We start from the raw sequence: 17,495 nt of genomic DNA on the forward strand, positions 1-17,495 counted from the left end.
CCCACGCTAGTATGGAACTGCTTGGGGGAGCTCCGCGTTCACCGAGCTCAACGAGATTGCCAGCCCGCTCTGTTGGCCGCGCCGCGAACCGGAGATGACCATGCCCGCTGATGTCCTGAAGACCGCTGCGAAAGACGCCGCCAAGGTGACGAGCGCCGCCGCTGATGGCGTTGAACACGCCGAGCGCAGCTTCGTGGAAGCCGCCACGGCCGCCAAGGCGTCGCTGGCCGAGGCCGCCAAGCGCGTCGAGCAATCGGTCGCCGAAGGCTTTGACACCCTGCGCGCCCAGAGCCGCACCTATACCGACACCGCCGGCCAGCAGCTGGATGACGCCCAGCGCTATGTCACCGAGCGGGTGCGCGAACGCCCGCTGACCGCCACCCTGGCCGGGCTCGGCGTCGGCGTGCTGATCGGCCTGCTGATCGCCGGCAACCGCAACAACGACCGGTGATCTTCGAAAAGACCTTGATGACGCTCGCGGCGGCGGCGGCCATAGCGGCTGCGGCCGCCGTCGGCGTGTTCGCGGCGGCCTTCGCGCTATACGCCGTGGTCGAGACTTGGCTGGGCCCGGCAGGCGCGGCGGCCGTGGTCGCGGCTGTGGCCGCCCTGATCGTGGCCATCGCCGGCCTGATCGCCGCCCGCAAGGCCGAGCAGCGCCAGCCGCCCCGCGCCGGCGCTGCGCCGGAGCCGTTCAGTTTCGCGGAAAAGGTCGTCGACATCGTCAAGGATCGGCCGCTGCTGTCGATCGGCGCAGGTCTGGCCGCTGGCATCTTCGCGCTGAAAAACCCGACCCTGACGGCGGCTGTTTTCAAAGCCTTCATGGAACCGCGGCAACCGCCGCACTAGATACATATCGATCTTTGCGTTCCCACCCCTCCCCCCTTGGGGAACGCCGTCCCATGGAGCCAGCATGTATACGCTACCCGAGCTTCCCTACGCCTATGAGGCGCTGGAGCCGACCGTTTCGGCCAACACCCTGCATTTCCACCACGACAAGCACCACGCCGCCTATGTGACGGCGCTGAACGGCCTGCTGAACGGCGACGACAAGGGCTCGCTGGAAGAGGTCATCAAGACCGCAGCCCCGGGCAAGGTGTTCAACAACGCCGCCCAGGCCTGGAACCACGCCTTCTTCTGGGACGCCATGAGCCCGGAAAAGACCGCGCCGGGCGCCGACCTGGCCGCCGCCATCACCGAAGCCTTTGGCGACCTGGCCGCCTTGAAGACCGCCTTCGTCACCGAGGGCGTCGGCCACTTCGCCTCGGGCTGGGTGTGGCTGGTGTCGGAAGGCGGCAAGCTGAAGGTGATCTCGACCCACGATGCGGCCACCACCGTCACTCACGACGGCGTCACCCCGCTGCTGGTCTGCGACGTCTGGGAACATGCCTATTATCTGGACCACCAGAACAACCGTAAGGGTTTCCTGGAAGCCTGGTTCGACACCCTGGCCAACTGGACCCTGGCCGACAGCCAGCTGGCCGCCGCCAAGGGCGCGGGCGAGGCCTGGCGCTACCCGGCTCCGCAATAGCCGATCGGGTTACGACGTTCAGACGGCGCGGCGAAAGCCGCGCCGTTTTGCGTTTCAGGCCAGGGGCCGCCGGTCGAAAGCCCAGGTGCGCCACACGACGAACGCGACCCGCTCGAACGCCATGGCCGTGACGCGGATCTCGGTGGGGTCGATCTCGATGATGTTGAAGCTGGGCGGAACGCCACGCTCGCGCACCGACAGCGTGCCCGACACCACCGCCCGCGTCTTGCCGTCGCCGAACGGGTAGGGCGCCACGAAGGGTGTGTGGATATGGCCTGACAGCACCAGATCAGCGCCCGCCGTCGACAGGCTGCGGGCGGCGCGGGTTCCGCCATGCACTTCGCTGGTCATCGGCTCGCCGGTCAGCTCCATCAGCGGGTGATGGCAGACCACGATCCGGGCGTCTGCCGGCGCGGCGGCGGCCAGCTGGCCTTCCAGGCGCTGGATCTGGCCGTTCGAGATCGCGCCCTTCGACCAGTTCCAGCGCAGCTGCGCTCGGCGGGCCGTATTGACGCCAAACACCGAGACGCCCGGCGCCCGCCAGACGCCGCCGTCAGCCGGACCAAAGCGCGCCTCATAGCGTCGCCAGGGGGCGATGAACCGCTCGATCAGCTCGCCGGGACCCACATAGGGGGTGTCGTGATTGCCCGGCGTGGTGAACAGGGGCGTGGGCGCGAGATCCATCCAGGCCCGGGCCGCGTCGAACTCGGCGATCGCGCCATCACGGGTCAGGTCGCCGGCCGCCACCAGCAGGTCGGGCGTCTCCAGATGAAACCGGGCCAGCGCCGCCTCGGTGGCCGCCGGGTTCTCGCCGCCGAAATGGATGTCCGAGACCTGGATGATCTTGATGGTCATGGCGGCTCGGGCAGGGCGAAGGCGCGGAAGGCCTTGGGGCGAAAGCGGATGTGGACCTCGGGCTCCAGACGCATCGGCTCGCCGTCCAGAATGGCCGGAATCCGGCCCCCGGCCCAGACCCGGCCCACTCGGCAGCGGCCCATACTGACCGAGGGATCGTCGCGCCAGGTTCCGCTCAGCGCGCTGACCCCCAGGCGGAAAACCTCCATGGCGTTGGACGGGTCCAGCGCCGCCGCCTCGAGCGCCCGCTCGTCCTCGTCCAGAACGGTGGAGACCAGGGGACACATCAGGGTCAGGGCCTGGGTCTTCTGTTTGGGGCGGCCATCCAGCGTAAAGCGCAGCCGGCCGGAAAAGGCCTGTCGAAACGCGCGGTGGGCGCGCTGCAGGGTCAGGCGCATCTTGCCGGCCCGAGCGGCTTCGCGCGCGTCAGCCCAGAGGGCCGGACTGCCCAGGATCGCGGCCACGAAGAACTGGCGTCCCGCCACCTCGCCACCGGACACCATGCGCGGCGCGCCCTCCCTGAGGCAGGCCTCCATGGCCTCGGGCCAGGACCGCTCGCCATAGAAGGCGTGGGGCAGCATGTTCATGGTGCCGCCGGGCAGGGGCGCGATGGGCGGGCCGTCGGGACCCGACATCTCGGCGGCGGCCCGCGCCGTGCCGTCGCCGGCGATGATGAACACCGCGTCCGGGTCGGAATCGATGACGCTGCGCAGGCAGGCCGACAGGTCGGCGCCCGGCGTGTGCACGGTTCCCGCGACGCCGTGTTCGGCCAGGATCCGTTCGGCGATCGCCGGCGCATCGGGGCCGACGGATCCGGAAGCGATATTGGCGATGATCTCTACGCGCCGCACGGGCTGCTCCGCTTGATTGACACACGGGCTAACGGCCAAGCTTGTCGAGGGTTCCCGAGCCCGGCGGCGGAACCTTGGATAGCGCCGCCCGTTAGCCTGACCAGAACAGCGCGATGGGAAAGCCACGATGAACAAGACGATGATCGCCCTTCTGGGCGTCGGTTTGCTGGCCACGGCCTGCACCTCGACCGGCAATGTTGAACGCAACGCGGCCGGCGGCGCGGCTCTGGGCGCGCTCGCCGGGGCTGTGATCGGCAACAATGTCGGGAGCGGCAGCGCCAGTACGGGCGCCGCGATCGGTGCGGCCGTCGGCGGCACCGCCGGGGCCATCAAGGGCTGTCGCGAAGACGGCGGCTGCGGCGCGACCACGGTCAACAAGCGCCAGTACTACGACGAACGCGCGGGTCGCTATTACTATTACGACTCCAGCAGCGGGCGTTACTTCTGGGAGGACGGTCGTCCCCGCTAGGGAACGCTCGCACCGATGAAGACCCAAGGGGCGGCCGACAGATGTCGGTCGCCCCTTTGCATGTTCCGGAAAAGGCGAGGCGCTATGAGCCTCAAGACCACCGCAGCGGCTGTTGCAGCCGGACTGATGCTCGCAGGCCTCTTGCCGAAGCCGGCCGCACGACAGAAAGGCGGTCCGCCTGAAAGTCATCTCTGAAGGGGGGGGTGCGGAGGCGGCAGGCTGGCTTGCGCCAGCCTCAAGTCGGGGGGGCGTCGCCGCCTCCGTTAAGAGAAAACGCGATCTTCAAATTCTGGTTCCGGATCGGCGCGATTATTTTCCACCGCAGCGCCGGAATGCTCGCCGAGCGCCGGAAGGGGAACATCGGGGCACCGGGCACGTTGTTTGGGCAACGGCCAAGCGGGCCGTAATCGAACAAGGCGGGCGCGTCATGATCCGGAGCTACCAGGCTGAACACGGCGGAATGGTTTTCTACATGGCGCCGAGCCGCCGTCAGAGAACGGCCAGAACGCGGCTCATGGCGTTGACGGTGATCGCCGTGATGGCTGCGTCGGCTGGCGTCGTCCAGGCCTTCAACGCCCGGCCCCCGCCCTTCGAGACGCTCGCGTTCGACCCCGCCCAGTAACCTTTCCGAGGAGAGCGACATGCCCGCCAACAGTGATTTCCAAGCCCCCCGCCTCAACGCCACACGCGTGCGTCAGGGCCGGTGGGGACAGCACATCTTCTGGATCCTGATTGTGTCGACGGTGCTGGCCGCCATCGCGCTTTTCGGGGCCTGGGGCTTCCGGGCGGACGATCTGGCCGCTGTCGAGCACAACAACGGCGCCAAGACCCCGGCCGAGGCCGCCCGTTACGACACCCCGCAGAGCCCGGCCCGCCAGACGCCGGCCGGCTGATCTGTTTCCTGAACTGACGCCCCTATGAAAACGGCCGCCCCTTCGGGCGGCCGTTGACGTTTCGGGCAGATCGATCAGGCGGCCTTGCGGGTGCGCCGGGGGTGAAAGAACAGCGCCTGGCCGATCGCCGCCTTCACCGTTTCCGGCTGGAACGGCTTGGTGATCAGGAAGGTCGGTTCCGGACGCTCGCCGGTCAGCAGGCGCTCGGGGAAGGCGGTGATGAAGATCACCGGTACGTCGAGGCGGGCCAGGATGTCCTTGACCGCATCGATGCCCGACGAGCCGTCGGCCAGCTGGATGTCAGCCAGCACGAGACCCGGCGTCCTGCGCGCCACCGCCTCAATGGCCTCGGTGCGGGTGGCTGCGATGTCGATGACCTCATGGCCCAGTTCGCGGACCAGGGCCTCGATGTCGGCGGCGATGACCGGTTCGTCCTCGATGATGAGCACGGTGGTGGCCAGTTCGGCGTCGATCTCGGTCTGGGCCTCGGAAATCAGGCGTTCGACATCGCCGAACGCGCAATCCAGGATCTGCGCGGCCTCGGTCGGCGTGAAGCCTTCCAGGGCGGTGAGCAGGAAAGCCTGACGTGAGCGCGGCGCGATGCGCATCAGGCGTTGCGTCGCGTCGTCGACGGCGGAACCGCTGTCCTCATGGCGCGCTTCAAGTTGAGCGCCCGTGGACAGCCAGATCGCATGGAAAACGCGATAGAGCGCGACGCGGGGCGACAGACCTGCGTCCAGGGAACGCTCGCCGGCGGCCAGCGCCTCGAGGGCCACCCGGACATAGTGGTCGCCGGTATTTTGATCGCCAGTGAGGGCGCGGGCGTAGCGGCGGATGTAAGGCAGATGCGGCGCCAGCCGAGCTAGAAGACTCATGACCCCTCCCGATGCGGTGTCTTCGTGAAAAACGCGATTCAATGGCCAAGCTGGGCCATTCGATCAGGGTGTTAAACGCCGTCTTATGAAGCCGGTTCCGCCGATTGCAGAATTTTGCCATTCTAGGCCCACGCTTTTGGAACCCGATACGGAAAACCGCGTTGTCGTCTGGCAGGAACACATTCGGCCAAAGGGGGCGGGCGCTGCGTTATTTCGGCGTCGAGGACATGATCGAACACGTACCCATGGAAGACCACCGTAAAGGCGCTGCGGCGCTCGATGAAGCCCGCCTGCGTCAGCAGGCCATCGGCGTAAAGCTGCGCCAGATGTTCGACGAGGTCGTCAACGAGCCGGTGCCCGACGAATTTCTCGAGATCCTCCGCCGGGCCGAAAAGCCGGCGGGCGAGACATGAGCATGTCGGACACCGAAACACAGGTCGGCCGTTCGCCGTTCGACCCGCCGCGCGACAATGCGTTCAAGCGCGAGCTTGTCACGCTGATCCCGCACCTGCGCGCCTTTGCCCGCACGCTGACGGGCGATCCCACCGCCGCTGACGACCTGGCGCAGGACGCCATGATGAAGGCGTGGGACGCGCGCGCCAGCTTCCAGCTGGGCACCAACATGAAGGCCTGGACCTTCATGATTTTGCGCAACCAGTTCTATTCTGAAAAGCGCCGCTCCTGGCGCCAGAGCCAGCTCGACCAGGAGGCGGCCGAGCGGACCCTGGTGGCCGTGGACAACCCCGAGGCCCCTGTCGCGCTGGACGAACTGCGCATGAGCCTGGGCATGCTGCCCGCCGAACAACGCGAGGCCCTGATCCTGGTCGGCGCCGGCGGCTTTGCCTACGAAGAGGCCGCCGCGATCTGCGGTTGCGCTGTGGGCACCGTCAAAAGCCGTGTCAGCCGCGCTCGCCGGGCCTTGCAGGGGATCCTCGAAGCCGGCGCCTATGATCGCGACGGCCGGTCGGCGGGCGATGCGATGGGTTCGATCCTGGCCGACGCGGAGCGTTTGAGCACCTCGCGGTGAGGCCTTTCAGCATCCGTGGCGCGGAGGCTGTCAAGTCGATCCGCGTCCGTCTGGCGGCAGCGCTTTTCATTGCCCTGCTGCCCGTCCTGCTGCTGGGCGGCCTGCAATCGATCTTCGCGTTCCGCGCCGAGGCCGACCTGCGCCGCCAGAGCCTGGAACTGGCGGCCGGACGCAGCGCGGCCATCGCCCGCGCGCGGATCGAATCCGCGGGCGTTCTGCTGCAGACCCTGGGTCCCCGTTCGCTCGGACTTGAGTGCGCCCAGCGGCTGGCCGACGTGCGAGCCCGCCTGCCGGGCTACGCCAATCTGGTCCGGTTTGACGCGCGCGGACGAGTGATGTGCTCCGCGGCGACAACACCGGCTGATCCCGCCCGGGCCGGACGGGTCTGGTTCCGCGAATTGGCCGCCGGTTCTGACCTTGTCGTGGCCAGCGACCCGGGCGCCGTCTACGCGACCGAACCGGCGATCCTTGCCGCCACGCGCGCCCAGGGCCCGGACGGCAAGTTCGACGGCGCCATGGTCGCCGTGCTGACCCTGCGCAGCCTGCGCCTGGAAACCGCCAACCGCTTCATGCCCGAAGGCGCCGAGATCGCCCTGGCCGACTCGCACGGCGCGGTCTTTGCCGCCACCGAACCGGGAGCCTTCGACACGCCGCCCGTGGGCTGGCGCGCCGTGGCCAGTTCGCGCGGGGCCGTGCTGTGGTCGGGCAAGGATCGCCAGAACCGCAGCCGGGTCTATTCCGCCGCTCCGCTGACCGAGAGCGGCGTCTTCGTGCTGCTGTCGGCCCCGTCGCCGGGCCTGCTGTCCTGGGCCTGGATCAATCCGATCTCGCGCCTGATCCTGCCGCTGCTGGCCTTTGGCCTAGCCCTGGGCGCGGTGCTGTACGCTGCCGAGCGCGCGGTGATCCGCTGGATCATCTATCTGCAGCGCGTGGCGGCGATCTATGCCCGCGGCCGCTTCACGGTACGGCCCCTGCAGGCCGAGCGCGCCCCGCCCGAGATCCGCGACCTGGCCGCCACCCTGGACGACATGGCCGGCGCGATCGTGGCCCGCGATGCCTCGCTGATGGACAGCCTGGCCGAGAAGGACGCGCTGATGCGCGAGATCCATCACCGGGTGAAGAACAATCTGCAGATCATCACCTCGCTGCTGAACATGCAGCAGCGCGCCCTGACCGATCCGGCCGCCAGGGCGGCGATGCACGACACCCGCCAACGCATCACCGCCCTGGCCCAGATCTATCGCGCCCTCTATCAGGGCCCCGACCTCAAGCGCGTTGACCTGCGGCCGTTCCTCGAAGAGCTGACTGGCCAGCTTCTGGCCGGCGAGATCTCGAGCTCGGGGACGGTGCGCACCGAGGTCCATGCCGACCCCCTGGTCATCGATCCTGACCGCCTGGCCCCCATCGCCCTGTTCGCCGTCGAGGCCATCACCAACGCCCAGAAGCACGCGTTTGCCGAGCGGGGCGGGTTGTTGTCGGTGAACTTTATCGTGCGCGGCGAAGAGGCCGAACTGTCGATCGGCGACGATGGCCCGGGCGCCAACCAGGATCCTGGCGAAGGCGTCGGTCGCACCCTGATGAACGCCTTTGCCCGCCAGCTTCGCGGCACGGTGAGCTTCGAGACCAGCCCCCAGGGCGGCCTGCTGGTGCGGCTGATTTTCCCGACTCCGCAAGCGCCACCCTTGGCCGGAACCTAGCTTCGCCGGAGGCGTTGTCTGAAGCGAACAGGTTTCATGCCCATCGGGCCCCAACACCGGAGAACACCATGCGCAAATTGATCATCCTGGCCGCCCTCGCCGCCAGCCTTTCCGTCGCCGCCTGCAACACCGTCGAAGGCGCCGGCAAGGACGTCTCGTCGGCCGGCAAAGCCGTCTCCGACACCGCCCAGGACGCCAAGAAGTAGTCAGACCTCAGGGTCTGAAGCGAGCCCGCCGGTCCCACCGACCGGCGGGCTTTTGCTTGTCCAATACAGTCCGAGGTGACGCAGCAGCCAAGGTCTAGGCGGCGGCTTCTTCCTGCGCCGGGGCGTCCACTGCGCTGCGGACGAAGACGCCGGGCTGATCCGAGGCCGAAAACAGCGTCGCGGCGGCGCCGGTCAGGTGGTCGTCGGGGCTCAGCACCAGAACGCCGTCGTCGGCCAGGCGCGCGGCCAGGCTTTCGATGATCCGCCCGTGCAGCGAAGGCTCCATGCCGTCCAGGACGTGACGCAGCAGGATCACGTCGAACCGGCCCATCGGCGACAGGTCGCTGAGCAGGTTGATCCGCTTCCAGCGCACCAGCTGGCGGATGCGCGGCGAGATTTCCCAGGTGTCGTCCTGATTGGCGAAATGCTTGACCAGTTGCTGGATCGGCAGGCCGCGCTGGATCTCGAACTGGGTGTAGAGGCCGCTTTGGGCCTTTTCCAGGCAGCGTTCCGACAGGTCGGAGCCGAAGAATTCAAATTTCGCGCCCGGCTCGACGTCGCGGCTGTCGCCCGTGGCCATGGCCAGGGAATAGACCTCCTGGCCGGTCGAGCAGGCGGCGCTCCAGATGCGGATCGGCTGGTCGCGGCGGGTCTTGGACAGGGTCGGCAGCACATCGTCGCGAAGGTGAGCGAAGACCTCGCGGTCGCGGAAGAAGCTGGTCTCGTTGAAGGTCAGGGCCTCGACGACCGCCCAGATCAGGCGATCCTCGCGCTTGGCGCGAAGGGCGGCGATCAGGGCCTCGATCGAGTCGAAGCCCTCGCGCCGGGCCAGCGGCCCCAGGCGGCTTTCGACAACATAGGTCTTGTCGACGTCGACCTTGAGGCCGGCGCGGGCGCGGCCCAGGGCGGCCAGCAGTTCCATGTCTTCGGGGGTCAAAGCAGGCCCGCCTCGGCGAACTTCGCCGCGATGATTTCGCCGTCAAACGGCTTCATGATGTATTCGTTGGCGCCGGCCTCGAGCGCGGCGCGGATGTGATCGACGTCGTTCTCGACGGTGCAGAACACCACGGTCGGCGCATCGCCGCCCGGTTCGTTGCGCAGCTGGCGCAGAAACTCGATGCCGTTCATCACCGGCATGTTCCAGTCCAGCAGGACAGCATCAGGCATGGCGGCGCGACACCACGCGAGGGCCTCCATGCCATCGGCGGCCTCGGCGATCTCAAAGCCGATGTCCTCGAGGACCCGGCGGGCAACCTTGCGGATTACCCGGCTGTCGTCGACCACCAGACAGGTCTTCACGGCATGCTCCAATCCCAGGCGGCCATCGTCGGGCGTCGAGGTTAAGGAGCCGTGTGTCTTAAGGATAAACCGTCAATTTTCCGGGGCGTAGTTTCAGGCGGGGACCCAGCAGGCCAGGCTGATGCGATCCTCGCCCGCCTCAACGGCCACCTGACCACCGGCGGCGCGCACCAGGGCGTGCAGATAGGCCGCCTGCACCCACGGTCCGCCCAGACCTTCGGTCAGGGCCTCGCCACGCAGACCGGCCAGCACCTCGGGCCGCAGGCGGGCGCGGGGGCCGAGGGAATCGGCGGTGATCAGGAACCGGCCCTCGGCCGTGACGCCCTTCAGGGTGGCGACGCCACCGGCCGGCAGGGCGCTGGCCGACAGCTGGGCGATATTGAGCAGGGCCCGGGCCGCCGCCTTGTTGATCGGCTGCGACTCTATGGCCCAGACCATGGTGGGGCGCACATGGTCAAAGACGCCCTGGGCCAGCTTTTCCAGCTCGCGCGAATCGAAGGCCTCGGCCGAGGCCGACGCGCCGAAGGCCACGCGGCAGAACTGCAGCAGGTCGGCCAGCTTGCGGGCTGACGAGGCGATCAGGCTCATGGCGTCTTCGCGCATGTCCTGGGCGGACGGATCGTCCAGCAGGTCCAGGCCCGAAACGATGGCGCTGGCCGGGCTGATGAAGTCGTGACACAGGCGCGCCGCCAGCATCGCGGCGAAGTCGGGCCCGTTGACGTCTACGCTTGCCGCAGGGGCGGCGGGGGGGCTCGGGGCGGGCTGCGAGGGCGTGTCGGTCATGGTGCGGACTCTGGCGTGATTTGAGGCTTTGGCAAACCGGGCGCGCGGCTTATCAGAGCTGCGTTATGGATCCGTTTCTCGAACCTGGCGTCCTGGTGCGCCACCCCGACCAGCCCGACTGGGGTCTGGGACAGGTGCAGTCGGTGATCGGCCATCGCGTAACCGTCAATTTCGAAGACGCCGGCAAGCAGACGATCAACACCCAGCGCGTGACGCTCGTCTATGTCGGCGATGACCCTAGAGGGTCGTCATGAGAGGATCCTGAATGAGCGTTTCCGACCTGCCTCTGGCTGCCCGGCCTCTCGCGGATTGGGGCCGCGCCCTGGCCGAGATCTGCGAGGAGGCCGCCACGGTCATCCTGCCGTTCTGGCGGACCGAGCTGGACGTGGTCCAGAAGGCCGATTCCAGCCCGGTGACCGAGGCCGACAAGGCCGGCGAGATCCTGATCCTCAAGCGTCTGGCGGAGGTTTTCCCCGGCGTACCGACCGTTTCCGAGGAAGACGCCAGCGAGTTTGGCGCGCCCGAGGACATCGGCCCGCGCTTCTTCCTGGTCGATCCGGTTGACGGCACCAAGGCCTTCGTGCGCGGCGATCCCAATTTCACGGTCAATATCGGCCTGATCGAGAACGGCGTCCCCGTGGCCGGCGCGATCGTCGCCCCGGCCACCGGCGAGGCCTGGTTCACCACTTCAGACGGTGTGCTCAAGCGCCTGACGCCCGGTGGTCCCGAGGCTCCCGCATCGGTGCGCGCCTGGCCCAAGGGCGAGGCCGTGGCCCTGGTCAGTCATACCCTGAAGGAAGATCGCGCGGCCGAACTTGCGGCGCAGTACGGCTTTGATCTGCGCTCGGCGATGGATAGCTCAATCAAGATGTGCCGCATCGCCGAGGGCAGCGCCGACATCTATCCGCGTCATGGCCCGACCATGGAATGGGACACGGCGGCGGGCCATGCGATCCTGATCGCGGCGGGTGGCCAGTTCACCGCGCCGGACGGTTCGCCCTTCGTCTACGGCAAGGCCGATCAGGGCTTCCGCAACGGCTGGTTCGTGGCGCGGGGCGGTTAGGCTCAAGTCCTCCCCCTGATGGGGGAGGGGGTCGCGAAGCGACCGGAGGGGGAAGGGCGCGGAGGTTCAGCTGAACTTCCCTCTCCGTCGCCCTGCGGGCGCCACCTCTCCCTTCGGGGAGAGGGCTTCAGGGCGCGGGCTCGACCTCCGCCGGCGTCGTCAGGATCGTCCCGGCCGAGGCCGCGATGATGCAGCCGATGGCCAGCCACTGCAGCGGCGCCAGGCGCTCGCCCAGCATCAGCAGTCCGGCCAGGGCCCCGACCGCCGGCTCGGCGCTGAGCATCACCCCGAAGCTGCGCTTGGGTATGCCCTTCAGGGCCACCATCTCCAGCGAATAGGGAATGGCGCTGGACAGCACCGCCACCACCAGGCCCAGCATCAGCACGTGGGGATGAAAGAGCGCGGCGCCGGCCGTTGCCAGGCCGATCGGGGCCACGATCAGGGCCGCCGTGCTCATGCCCAGGGCCACGGTGCGGCCCGCATGCATGTGGCCGGTGCGCTTGCCCAGCACGATATACAGGGCCCACAGCACCGCCGCCGTCGCCGCAAAGGCCACCCCGACCGGGTCGAGGGCGTCGGCGCCGGGCTTCAACGGCAACAGCAGCAACAGGCCCAGCGCCGCCAGGCCGATCCAGACAAAGTGGATCAGCTTTCGCGAATGGATCAGGGCCAGGGCCAGCGGCCCGGTGAACTCGATGGCGATGGCCAGGCCCAGGGGGATGGTGCGCAGCGACATGTAGAAGCAGAGGTTCATCAACCCCATCACGGCGCCGTACAGGGCCACGGCGGTGAGGTCGGCGCGGCTCAGCGGGTATCGCCAGGGTCGCCAGAGCGCCAGCAGGATCAGGGCCGAAAAGCCGACGCGATAGGCCGTCGTGCCCTGGGCCCCGACCAGCGGGAACAGTTGCTTGGCGAACGACGTGCCGACGCACAGCGTGACGATCGCGACAAACAGCGCGGCATAGGGCGTCAGGGATTTGAGCGGGGCAGCCATGCGGCCGTTCTTAGGGAACCTGAAGCGGCGGTTCCAGTCAGGAGATCCTCCCCCCGATGGGGGAGGCGGCCGGCAGGCCGGAGGGGGAAGGCCGCAATGAGCTGCCGACTTCCCCCTCCGATCGCTTCGCGATCACCTCCCCCATCGGGGGAGGACTTGATCGCCGCCTACTTCTTCATCCAGCCGCCATCCAGCGGCTTCCAGTACTGGCCGGGGGCCAGGCGGCTGTAGAGCTGCTTGGCGGTGGCCTGGCCGGCGGCTTCGGGGGTCACGCCGGTCTTGGCGGCGATGTCCTTGTAGGCGGCGGCGCGGCCGGTGTTGATCTCGGCGACCGAGGCGCGCAGGGCGGTGTCGCCGCCGGCCACGATGCCGAGGAAGCCGTCGGCCTGCTCGCCCACGGTTCCGGCGGCCTTGGCGGCGTCGACGACGGCCTTGGCGGCGGCGGATTGGGCCAGAGCCCCGCTTGCGCCAGCGGCGGCGAGCGACAGGCCGATGGCCAGAACCGTCAGTGTCTTGCGGATCATGTCGGTTCCTTTCCTAGAACAGGTTGGGGTTTTGCTGGATCAGCGTCTGGACTTCCTTGTCCAGTCGCACCCGGACGTCGGCGTCCAGCTTGGCGTAGATATTGATCGGGTCGACCTTGACGCGGATCGTCGGGGTGCAGGCTCCGAGCGCTCCCATCGCGATCAGGCCCATCAGCAGGGCGCGCTGTCTCATGCGGGTGTCTCCAGTTCGGGTTGAAGAATGATCGGTCACGGCTGAACCGGGGCTGAACGCGAAGGGCCAGTGTCAGGGCTAGAGGGATCCTCGCCCTTATAGGCGCGTCGCCAAGCCGCCAGAAGCTCGTCGAAGTTCAGCGAGGTGTCGAGGGTCAGGTCCACCGGCGTCTTGGCCGGCAGGGGGATACGCCTGTTGAACGCCTTGCCGCGCAAAAGGTCCATAAGCCCGACGCGGGCCTTTTCGGCGACCTTGGGATCGTGCTCGCCCTTGATGTGGAACAGGATCGCCAGCCGCCCCTGGTCGGTGCTGTTGACGCCCGCCTCCAGGGTGGTGAACGACAGGTTCTCCATGGCCTGGTAGGCGAAGTCCTGGATGGCGTTGACCGGCGCGCTCGGCGAGGCGGGCGGGGCCGGCGCGCCCGGGCTGTCGCTGTCCTGGCCCTGCACCCCGGCCTGAACGCCGGTGAGGGCGGCGCGCGAGATCGCCAGGCGGCCCGGCTGGATGGCGGTGATCCTGCCGTCCAGGAACCGGAAACCCCTGGGGCCGAACTCGAACGGCAGGCGGCCGTCGACCACGGCGTCCAGCTGGATCTTCTCGACCAGGGACGAGGCGGCGATCAGCTCGCCCAGGTCCAGGTGCTGCACGACGATCACGCCGCGGATCGGCTTTTCCGGGTCCAGCGGCACGTCGGTGGGCTCGATCGAGATCCGGCCCTTGGCGGCCTCGAAGGCGGCCGACGAGATGTGCAGCGCGTCGGCCCCCAGGCTGAAGGCGGCGGCGAGGCCTTCCAGCGGCACAAGGCTGTCGATGCGGACGATCTTCAGGCTCTGGTCGGGGGCGCTGACCAGCGGGGTCAGGCTGGTGAAGTCGACGGTTCCGTCCAGGGTGGCGACGAAGCCGATCGGACTGGTGAAGTCGATCTTGCTTGCCACCAGCCGGCCATGGCTTTTCATGCCGTCGGCGTCCCAGACGAACAGGCCGGTGAAGCTGGCCGGGCCCGTGGCCTGGGTGGCCCAGGACGCCATCGGCGACAGGTCGCCGGGCTGGAGGCCGTCCTTCACGAAGGCCAGTTTGCGGGCGTCCAGCTCGGCCCGGCCGCGCGCCTGGGCCACGTCGTGGCGCAGGGTGATCCGGCCCAGCGGCTGGCCGACCGGGGTCGCGGCGTCGATGGCCCCGGTCCACAGGCCGTTCGACAGAGACAGACGTCCGGTGGCCTTGATCGGGTTGAAGCGGCGGGTCTCCGCGCCATCGCGCAGCAGGCCCTTGTCCAGCTGGACCTCGGCGCGCATCGCCCCGCTGGACCCCGTGGCGGTCAGGGTTCCCCCACCATCCTCGACGGCGGCCTGGGCCTCGTCGAGCGAGACGGCCAGATCGCCGAACCGGGCCGAGGCCGTCCAGGCGCCGTCATTCAGTGTCAGCAGCGGACCCGCGCCGGGGCAGAGGCTGACCTTGGGCGCGCTCAGCGGCGTCTCGCCGATCAGGACGCGCGTCGCCGTCAGGGGCTGGCAGCCGGCCAGGGCGAAATTGAAGCGCGGGCCGACGATCTGGGCCACGCCCTCGATGCGGCCGGCCACGCCCTCCAGCGGGGCGTAGTCGACACCCTCGCCGGTGAGGGCCAGGCGGCTATTGAGAACGCCGCCCGCCATCCGCCAGTCGGGGGCGTCCAGGCGCAGGGTCGGCAGGCCGCCGCCGGACAGCTCGGCGACCAGGCCGCCGCGCATCTGGCCGGCCAGGGCGTCCAGCAGCGGCCCGCGCGGCGCGGCGATGCTGGCCCGCACGCCGTTGGCGGCGGTCAGGGTGAGGGGCCGGGGCAGGGCCAGGATCGTGCGGCCCTCGCGCAGGGTCAGGTCGAAGGCCGGGGCCCGCAGGTCGAAGGTCTGCAGGGCCTGGGCGGCGGCGCGGGCGTCGGCGCTGTCGGGCAGGACGCCGGCCAGCCGCTCGGCGTCAGGATCCGAGACACCGCTGTCGGCGCCGGCCGAGCCGCTGAGGATCAGGGTGGGATTGTCCAGCCGGCCGCCGACCCGTCCCTGTGCGCTGGCCGCCACGCTGGTCAGGGCCAGGCCGCCACGGGCCAGGCGGTTGGCGCCCAGCTGCACGGCCAGGGATCCGCTGACCGCGACGCCGGCCGGATCGGTCGACAGGATCAGCCCCGCCAGATCCAGCCGCGCCGAAGCGTCGCGCAGGGCCGCGCCGCCGGTCAGGGTCTGGGCCGCGTCGGCCTGCACATGGCCGCGAGCCTGGACGGCGATCGTCTGGCCCAGCCGCGAGGCGGCGACCTGGCCCAGATTGAGGTCGAGGCTCACGTCGCGGGCGTCGAGATCAGGGGCGTGCAGGGTCTGGCCCCGGGCCTGGCCGACGATCCGTCCGTCGAAGCGGCCCTGGCTCAGCGTCCCGTCCAGCCCGCCGATCAGGGCCAGGCTGGCCGCCGCGTCAGTGGCGCTGATCGCGCCGGTCCGGGCCGAGGCGGCCTTGAGCATGGCGCGGATTTCGACGGGGCCGGTCGCCGACAGTTTCGCCAGGTCGGGATAGGCGATGTCGGCGTCGATCTGGCCCTGGGCGTCTTCCAGTTCCAGATCCTCGCGGACCAGGGCGTCCAGATCGAAGCGAGCGGCCAGGGTCAGACGCTCGCCGCGCTTGCGGGCCGACAGCAGGGCGCCGCGCGCCTCGACCACCAAGGCGCCGGTGGCGTAGCGCATGCGGGCCATCCGGCCGTCGAAGCGCAGCAGCTTGCCGTCGTCGAGGCTAGCGTCGCCGGTGATCCGCGCCAGACCGCCGGGGGTGCGCAGGTCCAGTCGGGCGTTCTCGACCAGAATGGCCGGGCCGGTCGCCTTGCGGTCCTTGGGTGAGGCCAGGGCCTCGTTGATCAGCGGCTGGAGAGGGCCGAAGTTAAGGCCGCCCTTGTCGGTCAGGCTGGCCTTGATCCGGGGCCGCACCAGCCGCACGGCGCGGGTGTCGATGGCGAAGGGGCCGCCATTCCCCAAACCTTTCATCCAGGGCGTGGTGAGGTCATAGGCCACCTCGATGCGGTCAGCGGCGAAGATCGGGTCGCTTTTGGGCCCCAGCCGCACCGAGCCGGAAAAGCCGCTGGCGTCCAGGTCGTCGACCACCACCACCGCGTCGATGCCGCGTTCGCGCAGCCAGCTCTGGGCCAGCTCGCGGCTGATCTCGCGACGGCCGCCATGCACCAGCAGGCCCACGGCGATGAAGGCCAGCATCGACAGCGAGACGGCTTCCAGCCCGGCGTCGACCAGCCGGTCCCGGCGGGTGGCGCGTTGGCGGGAAGCGGGATCGGGCGTCGGGTCGGCCATCAGGTCCTGGTCTGGATGCAAGCCCCCCGGCTCTGTTTCCTGTCTAAATCGCGACGCCTATCGGCGAAAGCCCAGAACGTCCTGCATGTCGTACAGGCCCGGCGGTTTGCCCACGGCCCAGACAGCGGCGGCCACGGCCCCGCGCGCGAACAGGCCCCGGTCGGTGGCCGAGTGCGACAGGGTCAGAACCTCTTCTTCGCCGGCGAAGATCACGCTGTGCTCGCCGATGATGCCGCCGCCGCGCACCACCGAAAAGCCGATCGAGCCTTCCTCGCGCGGACCGGTGACGCCGTCGCGGGCCCGGACCGACACCGCGTCCAGATCCACCGCGCGGCCGTCGGCGGCGGCCTGGCCCAGCATCAGGGCGGTGCCCGAGGGAGCGTCGACCTTGCGCTTGTGATGGGCCTCGAAGACCTCGATGTCCCAGTCGCTGGCCGGCAGGGCGGCGGCGGCCTGGCGAACCAGGCCCAGCAGCATGTTGACGCCCAGCGAATAGTTGCCCGAACGGACGATGGCGATCTTCGTCGCCGCCGCATCGATGCGTGCGATCTGTTCGGAGGAAAAGCCGGTGGAGCCGATGACCACGGCCGAGCCGCCTTTCGCCGCGCAGGCTTCCGCCAGCAGCACCGAAGCCTCCGGCAGGGTGAAGTCGATCACCGCGTCGGCGCCGGCCAGGGCGATGTCGCGATCAAACAGCCCCGCACCTTCCGTGCCCGGACGATCAAAGCGGCTGTGCAGAACGGCGGCGGCGTGGCCGTCCAGGGTGCGGGCGACGGCCTGACCCATGCGGCCCAGGGCCCCGGCGACGGCGATTTTCACGGGCGTTGTCATGGCTGCCTAGTCACCCATTCTTCGGCGCCGGGTCAATCTCGGATCGTCCGCTCGCGCCCCTGCAGCTTGACGCCCCTTCTTGACGCAACGCCAAGC

The 17,495-nt window shown here is 69.1% G+C and carries 22 protein-coding genes; 11 read left to right on the plus strand and 11 right to left on the minus strand.

The features are described from left to right. The first annotated feature begins 100 nt into the window (after positions 1-100). From ACN2C8_RS00080 to ACN2C8_RS00090, 3 genes are all read left to right on the plus strand, one after another. The gene (locus ACN2C8_RS00080; protein WP_419253667.1) at positions 101-451 is read left to right on the plus strand and encodes a hypothetical protein; all 351 of its coding nucleotides are present in this window, start codon (positions 101-103) and stop codon (positions 449-451) included. Positions 452-468: 17 nt separating this feature from the next. Continuing rightward, positions 469-846: a hypothetical protein gene (locus tag ACN2C8_RS00085; protein WP_419253669.1), complete on the plus strand. Its 378-nt coding sequence runs from the start codon at positions 469-471 to the stop codon at positions 844-846. Positions 847-910: 64 nt separating this feature from the next. Beyond that, entirely contained in the window at positions 911-1,528 is a 618-nt protein-coding gene (locus ACN2C8_RS00090; RefSeq protein WP_419253670.1) for a superoxide dismutase, read from the plus strand. A gap of 54 nt (positions 1,529-1,582) precedes the next feature. Here ACN2C8_RS00090 and ACN2C8_RS00095 read toward each other — a convergent pair whose 3' ends face one another. Next, positions 1,583-2,383, minus strand: a complete 801-nt coding sequence (locus ACN2C8_RS00095; RefSeq protein WP_419253672.1) for a metallophosphoesterase family protein — start codon at positions 2,381-2,383, stop codon at positions 1,583-1,585. Further along, positions 2,380-3,234 (minus strand): diacylglycerol/lipid kinase family protein, encoded by an 855-nt coding sequence (locus tag ACN2C8_RS00100; RefSeq protein ID WP_419253673.1) that lies wholly within the window; start codon positions 3,232-3,234, stop codon positions 2,380-2,382. Before ACN2C8_RS00100 ends, ACN2C8_RS00095 begins: the two co-directional genes overlap by 4 nt. Before the next feature lie 127 nt (positions 3,235-3,361). Here ACN2C8_RS00100 and ACN2C8_RS00105 point away from each other — a divergent pair, with 127 nt between their 5' ends. Continuing rightward, complete coding sequence (locus ACN2C8_RS00105; protein WP_419253674.1) at positions 3,362-3,703, plus strand: YMGG-like glycine zipper-containing protein; 342 nt, start codon at positions 3,362-3,364, stop codon at positions 3,701-3,703. Between the two features lie 641 nt (positions 3,704-4,344). Beyond that, positions 4,345-4,596, plus strand: coding sequence for a hypothetical protein (locus ACN2C8_RS00110; protein WP_419253676.1), 252 nt, complete (start codon positions 4,345-4,347; stop codon positions 4,594-4,596). A gap of 74 nt (positions 4,597-4,670) precedes the next feature. Here ACN2C8_RS00110 and ACN2C8_RS00115 read toward each other — a convergent pair whose 3' ends face one another. Further along, positions 4,671-5,471, minus strand: a complete 801-nt coding sequence (locus tag ACN2C8_RS00115) for a response regulator (protein ID WP_419253677.1) — start codon at positions 5,469-5,471, stop codon at positions 4,671-4,673. A 227-nt stretch (positions 5,472-5,698) separates the two neighbouring features. Between ACN2C8_RS00115 and ACN2C8_RS00120 the strand changes: the two genes are divergently transcribed. The 4 genes from ACN2C8_RS00120 (at position 5,699) to ACN2C8_RS00135 (ending at position 8,401) form a co-directional block, all read left to right on the plus strand. Continuing rightward, on the plus strand, positions 5,699-5,884 hold the full coding sequence (locus tag ACN2C8_RS00120; RefSeq protein WP_419255931.1) for a NepR family anti-sigma factor: 186 nt from the start codon (positions 5,699-5,701) through the stop codon (positions 5,882-5,884). 2 nt (positions 5,885-5,886) lie between these two features. Further along, positions 5,887-6,498, plus strand: a complete 612-nt coding sequence (locus ACN2C8_RS00125; RefSeq protein ID WP_419253678.1) for a sigma-70 family RNA polymerase sigma factor — start codon at positions 5,887-5,889, stop codon at positions 6,496-6,498. Then, a complete protein-coding gene (locus ACN2C8_RS00130) occupies positions 6,495-8,195 on the plus strand; it encodes a sensor histidine kinase (protein ID WP_419253679.1) in 1,701 nt (566 codons plus the stop codon). The genes ACN2C8_RS00125 and ACN2C8_RS00130 overlap by 4 nt, the downstream gene beginning before the upstream one ends. 68 nt (positions 8,196-8,263) lie before the next feature. Continuing rightward, a complete protein-coding gene (locus ACN2C8_RS00135; protein WP_419253681.1) occupies positions 8,264-8,401 on the plus strand; it encodes an entericidin A/B family lipoprotein in 138 nt (45 codons plus the stop codon). A gap of 94 nt (positions 8,402-8,495) precedes the next feature. Here the strand turns inward: ACN2C8_RS00135 and ACN2C8_RS00140 are convergent, their stop codons facing one another. From ACN2C8_RS00140 to chpT, 3 genes are all read right to left on the minus strand, one after another. Continuing rightward, positions 8,496-9,338, minus strand: a complete 843-nt coding sequence (locus ACN2C8_RS00140) for a CheR family methyltransferase (protein WP_419253682.1) — start codon at positions 9,336-9,338, stop codon at positions 8,496-8,498. Next, positions 9,335-9,712, minus strand: a complete 378-nt coding sequence (locus ACN2C8_RS00145) for a response regulator (RefSeq protein WP_419253684.1) — start codon at positions 9,710-9,712, stop codon at positions 9,335-9,337. Before ACN2C8_RS00145 ends, ACN2C8_RS00140 begins: the two co-directional genes overlap by 4 nt. Before the next feature lie 81 nt (positions 9,713-9,793). Next, complete coding sequence (gene chpT / locus ACN2C8_RS00150; RefSeq protein ID WP_419253685.1) at positions 9,794-10,483, minus strand: histidine phosphotransferase ChpT; 690 nt, start codon at positions 10,481-10,483, stop codon at positions 9,794-9,796. 65 nt (positions 10,484-10,548) lie between these two features. Here chpT and ACN2C8_RS00155 point away from each other — a divergent pair, with 65 nt between their 5' ends. Continuing rightward, positions 10,549-10,737, plus strand: a complete 189-nt coding sequence (locus tag ACN2C8_RS00155; RefSeq protein ID WP_419253687.1) for a DUF3553 domain-containing protein — start codon at positions 10,549-10,551, stop codon at positions 10,735-10,737. Positions 10,738-10,748: 11 nt separating this feature from the next. Beyond that, positions 10,749-11,546 (plus strand): 3'(2'),5'-bisphosphate nucleotidase CysQ, encoded by a 798-nt coding sequence (gene cysQ / locus ACN2C8_RS00160; RefSeq protein WP_419253689.1) that lies wholly within the window; start codon positions 10,749-10,751, stop codon positions 11,544-11,546. 127 nt (positions 11,547-11,673) lie between these two features. On the opposite strand, the gene ACN2C8_RS00165 is transcribed toward cysQ, so the two are convergent. The 5 genes from ACN2C8_RS00165 to dapB all read right to left on the minus strand — a co-directional run bounded on the left by ACN2C8_RS00165 (position 11,674) and on the right by dapB (position 17,399). After that, positions 11,674-12,540, minus strand: a complete 867-nt coding sequence (locus ACN2C8_RS00165) for an EamA family transporter (RefSeq protein ID WP_419253691.1) — start codon at positions 12,538-12,540, stop codon at positions 11,674-11,676. 167 nt (positions 12,541-12,707) lie between these two features. Next, a complete protein-coding gene (locus tag ACN2C8_RS00170; protein WP_419253693.1) occupies positions 12,708-13,064 on the minus strand; it encodes a YdbL family protein in 357 nt (118 codons plus the stop codon). Positions 13,065-13,077: 13 nt separating this feature from the next. Beyond that, a complete protein-coding gene (locus ACN2C8_RS00175; protein ID WP_419253695.1) occupies positions 13,078-13,257 on the minus strand; it encodes a YnbE family lipoprotein in 180 nt (59 codons plus the stop codon). 35 nt (positions 13,258-13,292) lie between these two features. Beyond that, positions 13,293-16,589 carry an intermembrane phospholipid transport protein YdbH family protein gene (locus ACN2C8_RS00180; RefSeq protein ID WP_419253697.1) on the minus strand — a complete coding sequence of 1,099 codons (3,297 nt, stop codon included), beginning with the start codon at positions 16,587-16,589 and terminating at the stop codon, positions 13,293-13,295. 36 nt (positions 16,590-16,625) lie between these two features. Then, positions 16,626-17,399, minus strand: a complete 774-nt coding sequence (dapB, locus tag ACN2C8_RS00185) for a 4-hydroxy-tetrahydrodipicolinate reductase (protein ID WP_419253699.1) — start codon at positions 17,397-17,399, stop codon at positions 16,626-16,628. Positions 17,400-17,495: the final 96 nt, after the last annotated feature.

The sequence above is a fragment of the Caulobacter sp. ErkDOM-C genome (assembly GCF_048541825.1).
Classification (GTDB): Bacteria; Pseudomonadota; Alphaproteobacteria; order Caulobacterales; family Caulobacteraceae; genus Caulobacter.

What these genes read in the sequence shown, in the direction of transcription:
- ACN2C8_RS00080 (WP_419253667.1), top strand. Translation starts at nt 101, where the DNA reads ATGCCCGCTGATGTCCTGAAGACCGCTGCGAAAGACGCCGCCAAGGTG.
- ACN2C8_RS00085 (WP_419253669.1), top strand. Translation starts at nt 469, where the DNA reads ATGACGCTCGCGGCGGCGGCGGCCATAGCGGCTGCGGCCGCCGTCGGC.
- ACN2C8_RS00090 (WP_419253670.1), top strand. Translation starts at nt 911, where the DNA reads ATGTATACGCTACCCGAGCTTCCCTACGCCTATGAGGCGCTGGAGCCG.
- ACN2C8_RS00095 (WP_419253672.1), bottom strand. Translation starts at nt 2,383, where the DNA reads ATGACCATCAAGATCATCCAGGTCTCGGACATCCATTTCGGCGGCGAG.
- ACN2C8_RS00105 (WP_419253674.1), top strand. Translation starts at nt 3,362, where the DNA reads ATGAACAAGACGATGATCGCCCTTCTGGGCGTCGGTTTGCTGGCCACG.
- ACN2C8_RS00110 (WP_419253676.1), top strand. Translation starts at nt 4,345, where the DNA reads ATGCCCGCCAACAGTGATTTCCAAGCCCCCCGCCTCAACGCCACACGC.
- ACN2C8_RS00115 (WP_419253677.1), bottom strand. Translation starts at nt 5,471, where the DNA reads ATGAGTCTTCTAGCTCGGCTGGCGCCGCATCTGCCTTACATCCGCCGC.
- ACN2C8_RS00120 (WP_419255931.1), top strand. Translation starts at nt 5,699, where the DNA reads ATGATCGAACACGTACCCATGGAAGACCACCGTAAAGGCGCTGCGGCG.
- ACN2C8_RS00125 (WP_419253678.1), top strand. Translation starts at nt 5,887, where the DNA reads ATGTCGGACACCGAAACACAGGTCGGCCGTTCGCCGTTCGACCCGCCG.
- ACN2C8_RS00135 (WP_419253681.1), top strand. Translation starts at nt 8,264, where the DNA reads ATGCGCAAATTGATCATCCTGGCCGCCCTCGCCGCCAGCCTTTCCGTC.
- chpT (WP_419253685.1), bottom strand. Translation starts at nt 10,483, where the DNA reads ATGACCGACACGCCCTCGCAGCCCGCCCCGAGCCCCCCCGCCGCCCCT.
- ACN2C8_RS00155 (WP_419253687.1), top strand. Translation starts at nt 10,549, where the DNA reads ATGGATCCGTTTCTCGAACCTGGCGTCCTGGTGCGCCACCCCGACCAG.
- cysQ (WP_419253689.1), top strand. Translation starts at nt 10,749, where the DNA reads ATGAGCGTTTCCGACCTGCCTCTGGCTGCCCGGCCTCTCGCGGATTGG.
- ACN2C8_RS00165 (WP_419253691.1), bottom strand. Translation starts at nt 12,540, where the DNA reads ATGGCTGCCCCGCTCAAATCCCTGACGCCCTATGCCGCGCTGTTTGTC.
- ACN2C8_RS00170 (WP_419253693.1), bottom strand. Translation starts at nt 13,064, where the DNA reads ATGATCCGCAAGACACTGACGGTTCTGGCCATCGGCCTGTCGCTCGCC.
- ACN2C8_RS00175 (WP_419253695.1), bottom strand. Translation starts at nt 13,257, where the DNA reads ATGAGACAGCGCGCCCTGCTGATGGGCCTGATCGCGATGGGAGCGCTC.
- dapB (WP_419253699.1), bottom strand. Translation starts at nt 17,399, where the DNA reads ATGACAACGCCCGTGAAAATCGCCGTCGCCGGGGCCCTGGGCCGCATG.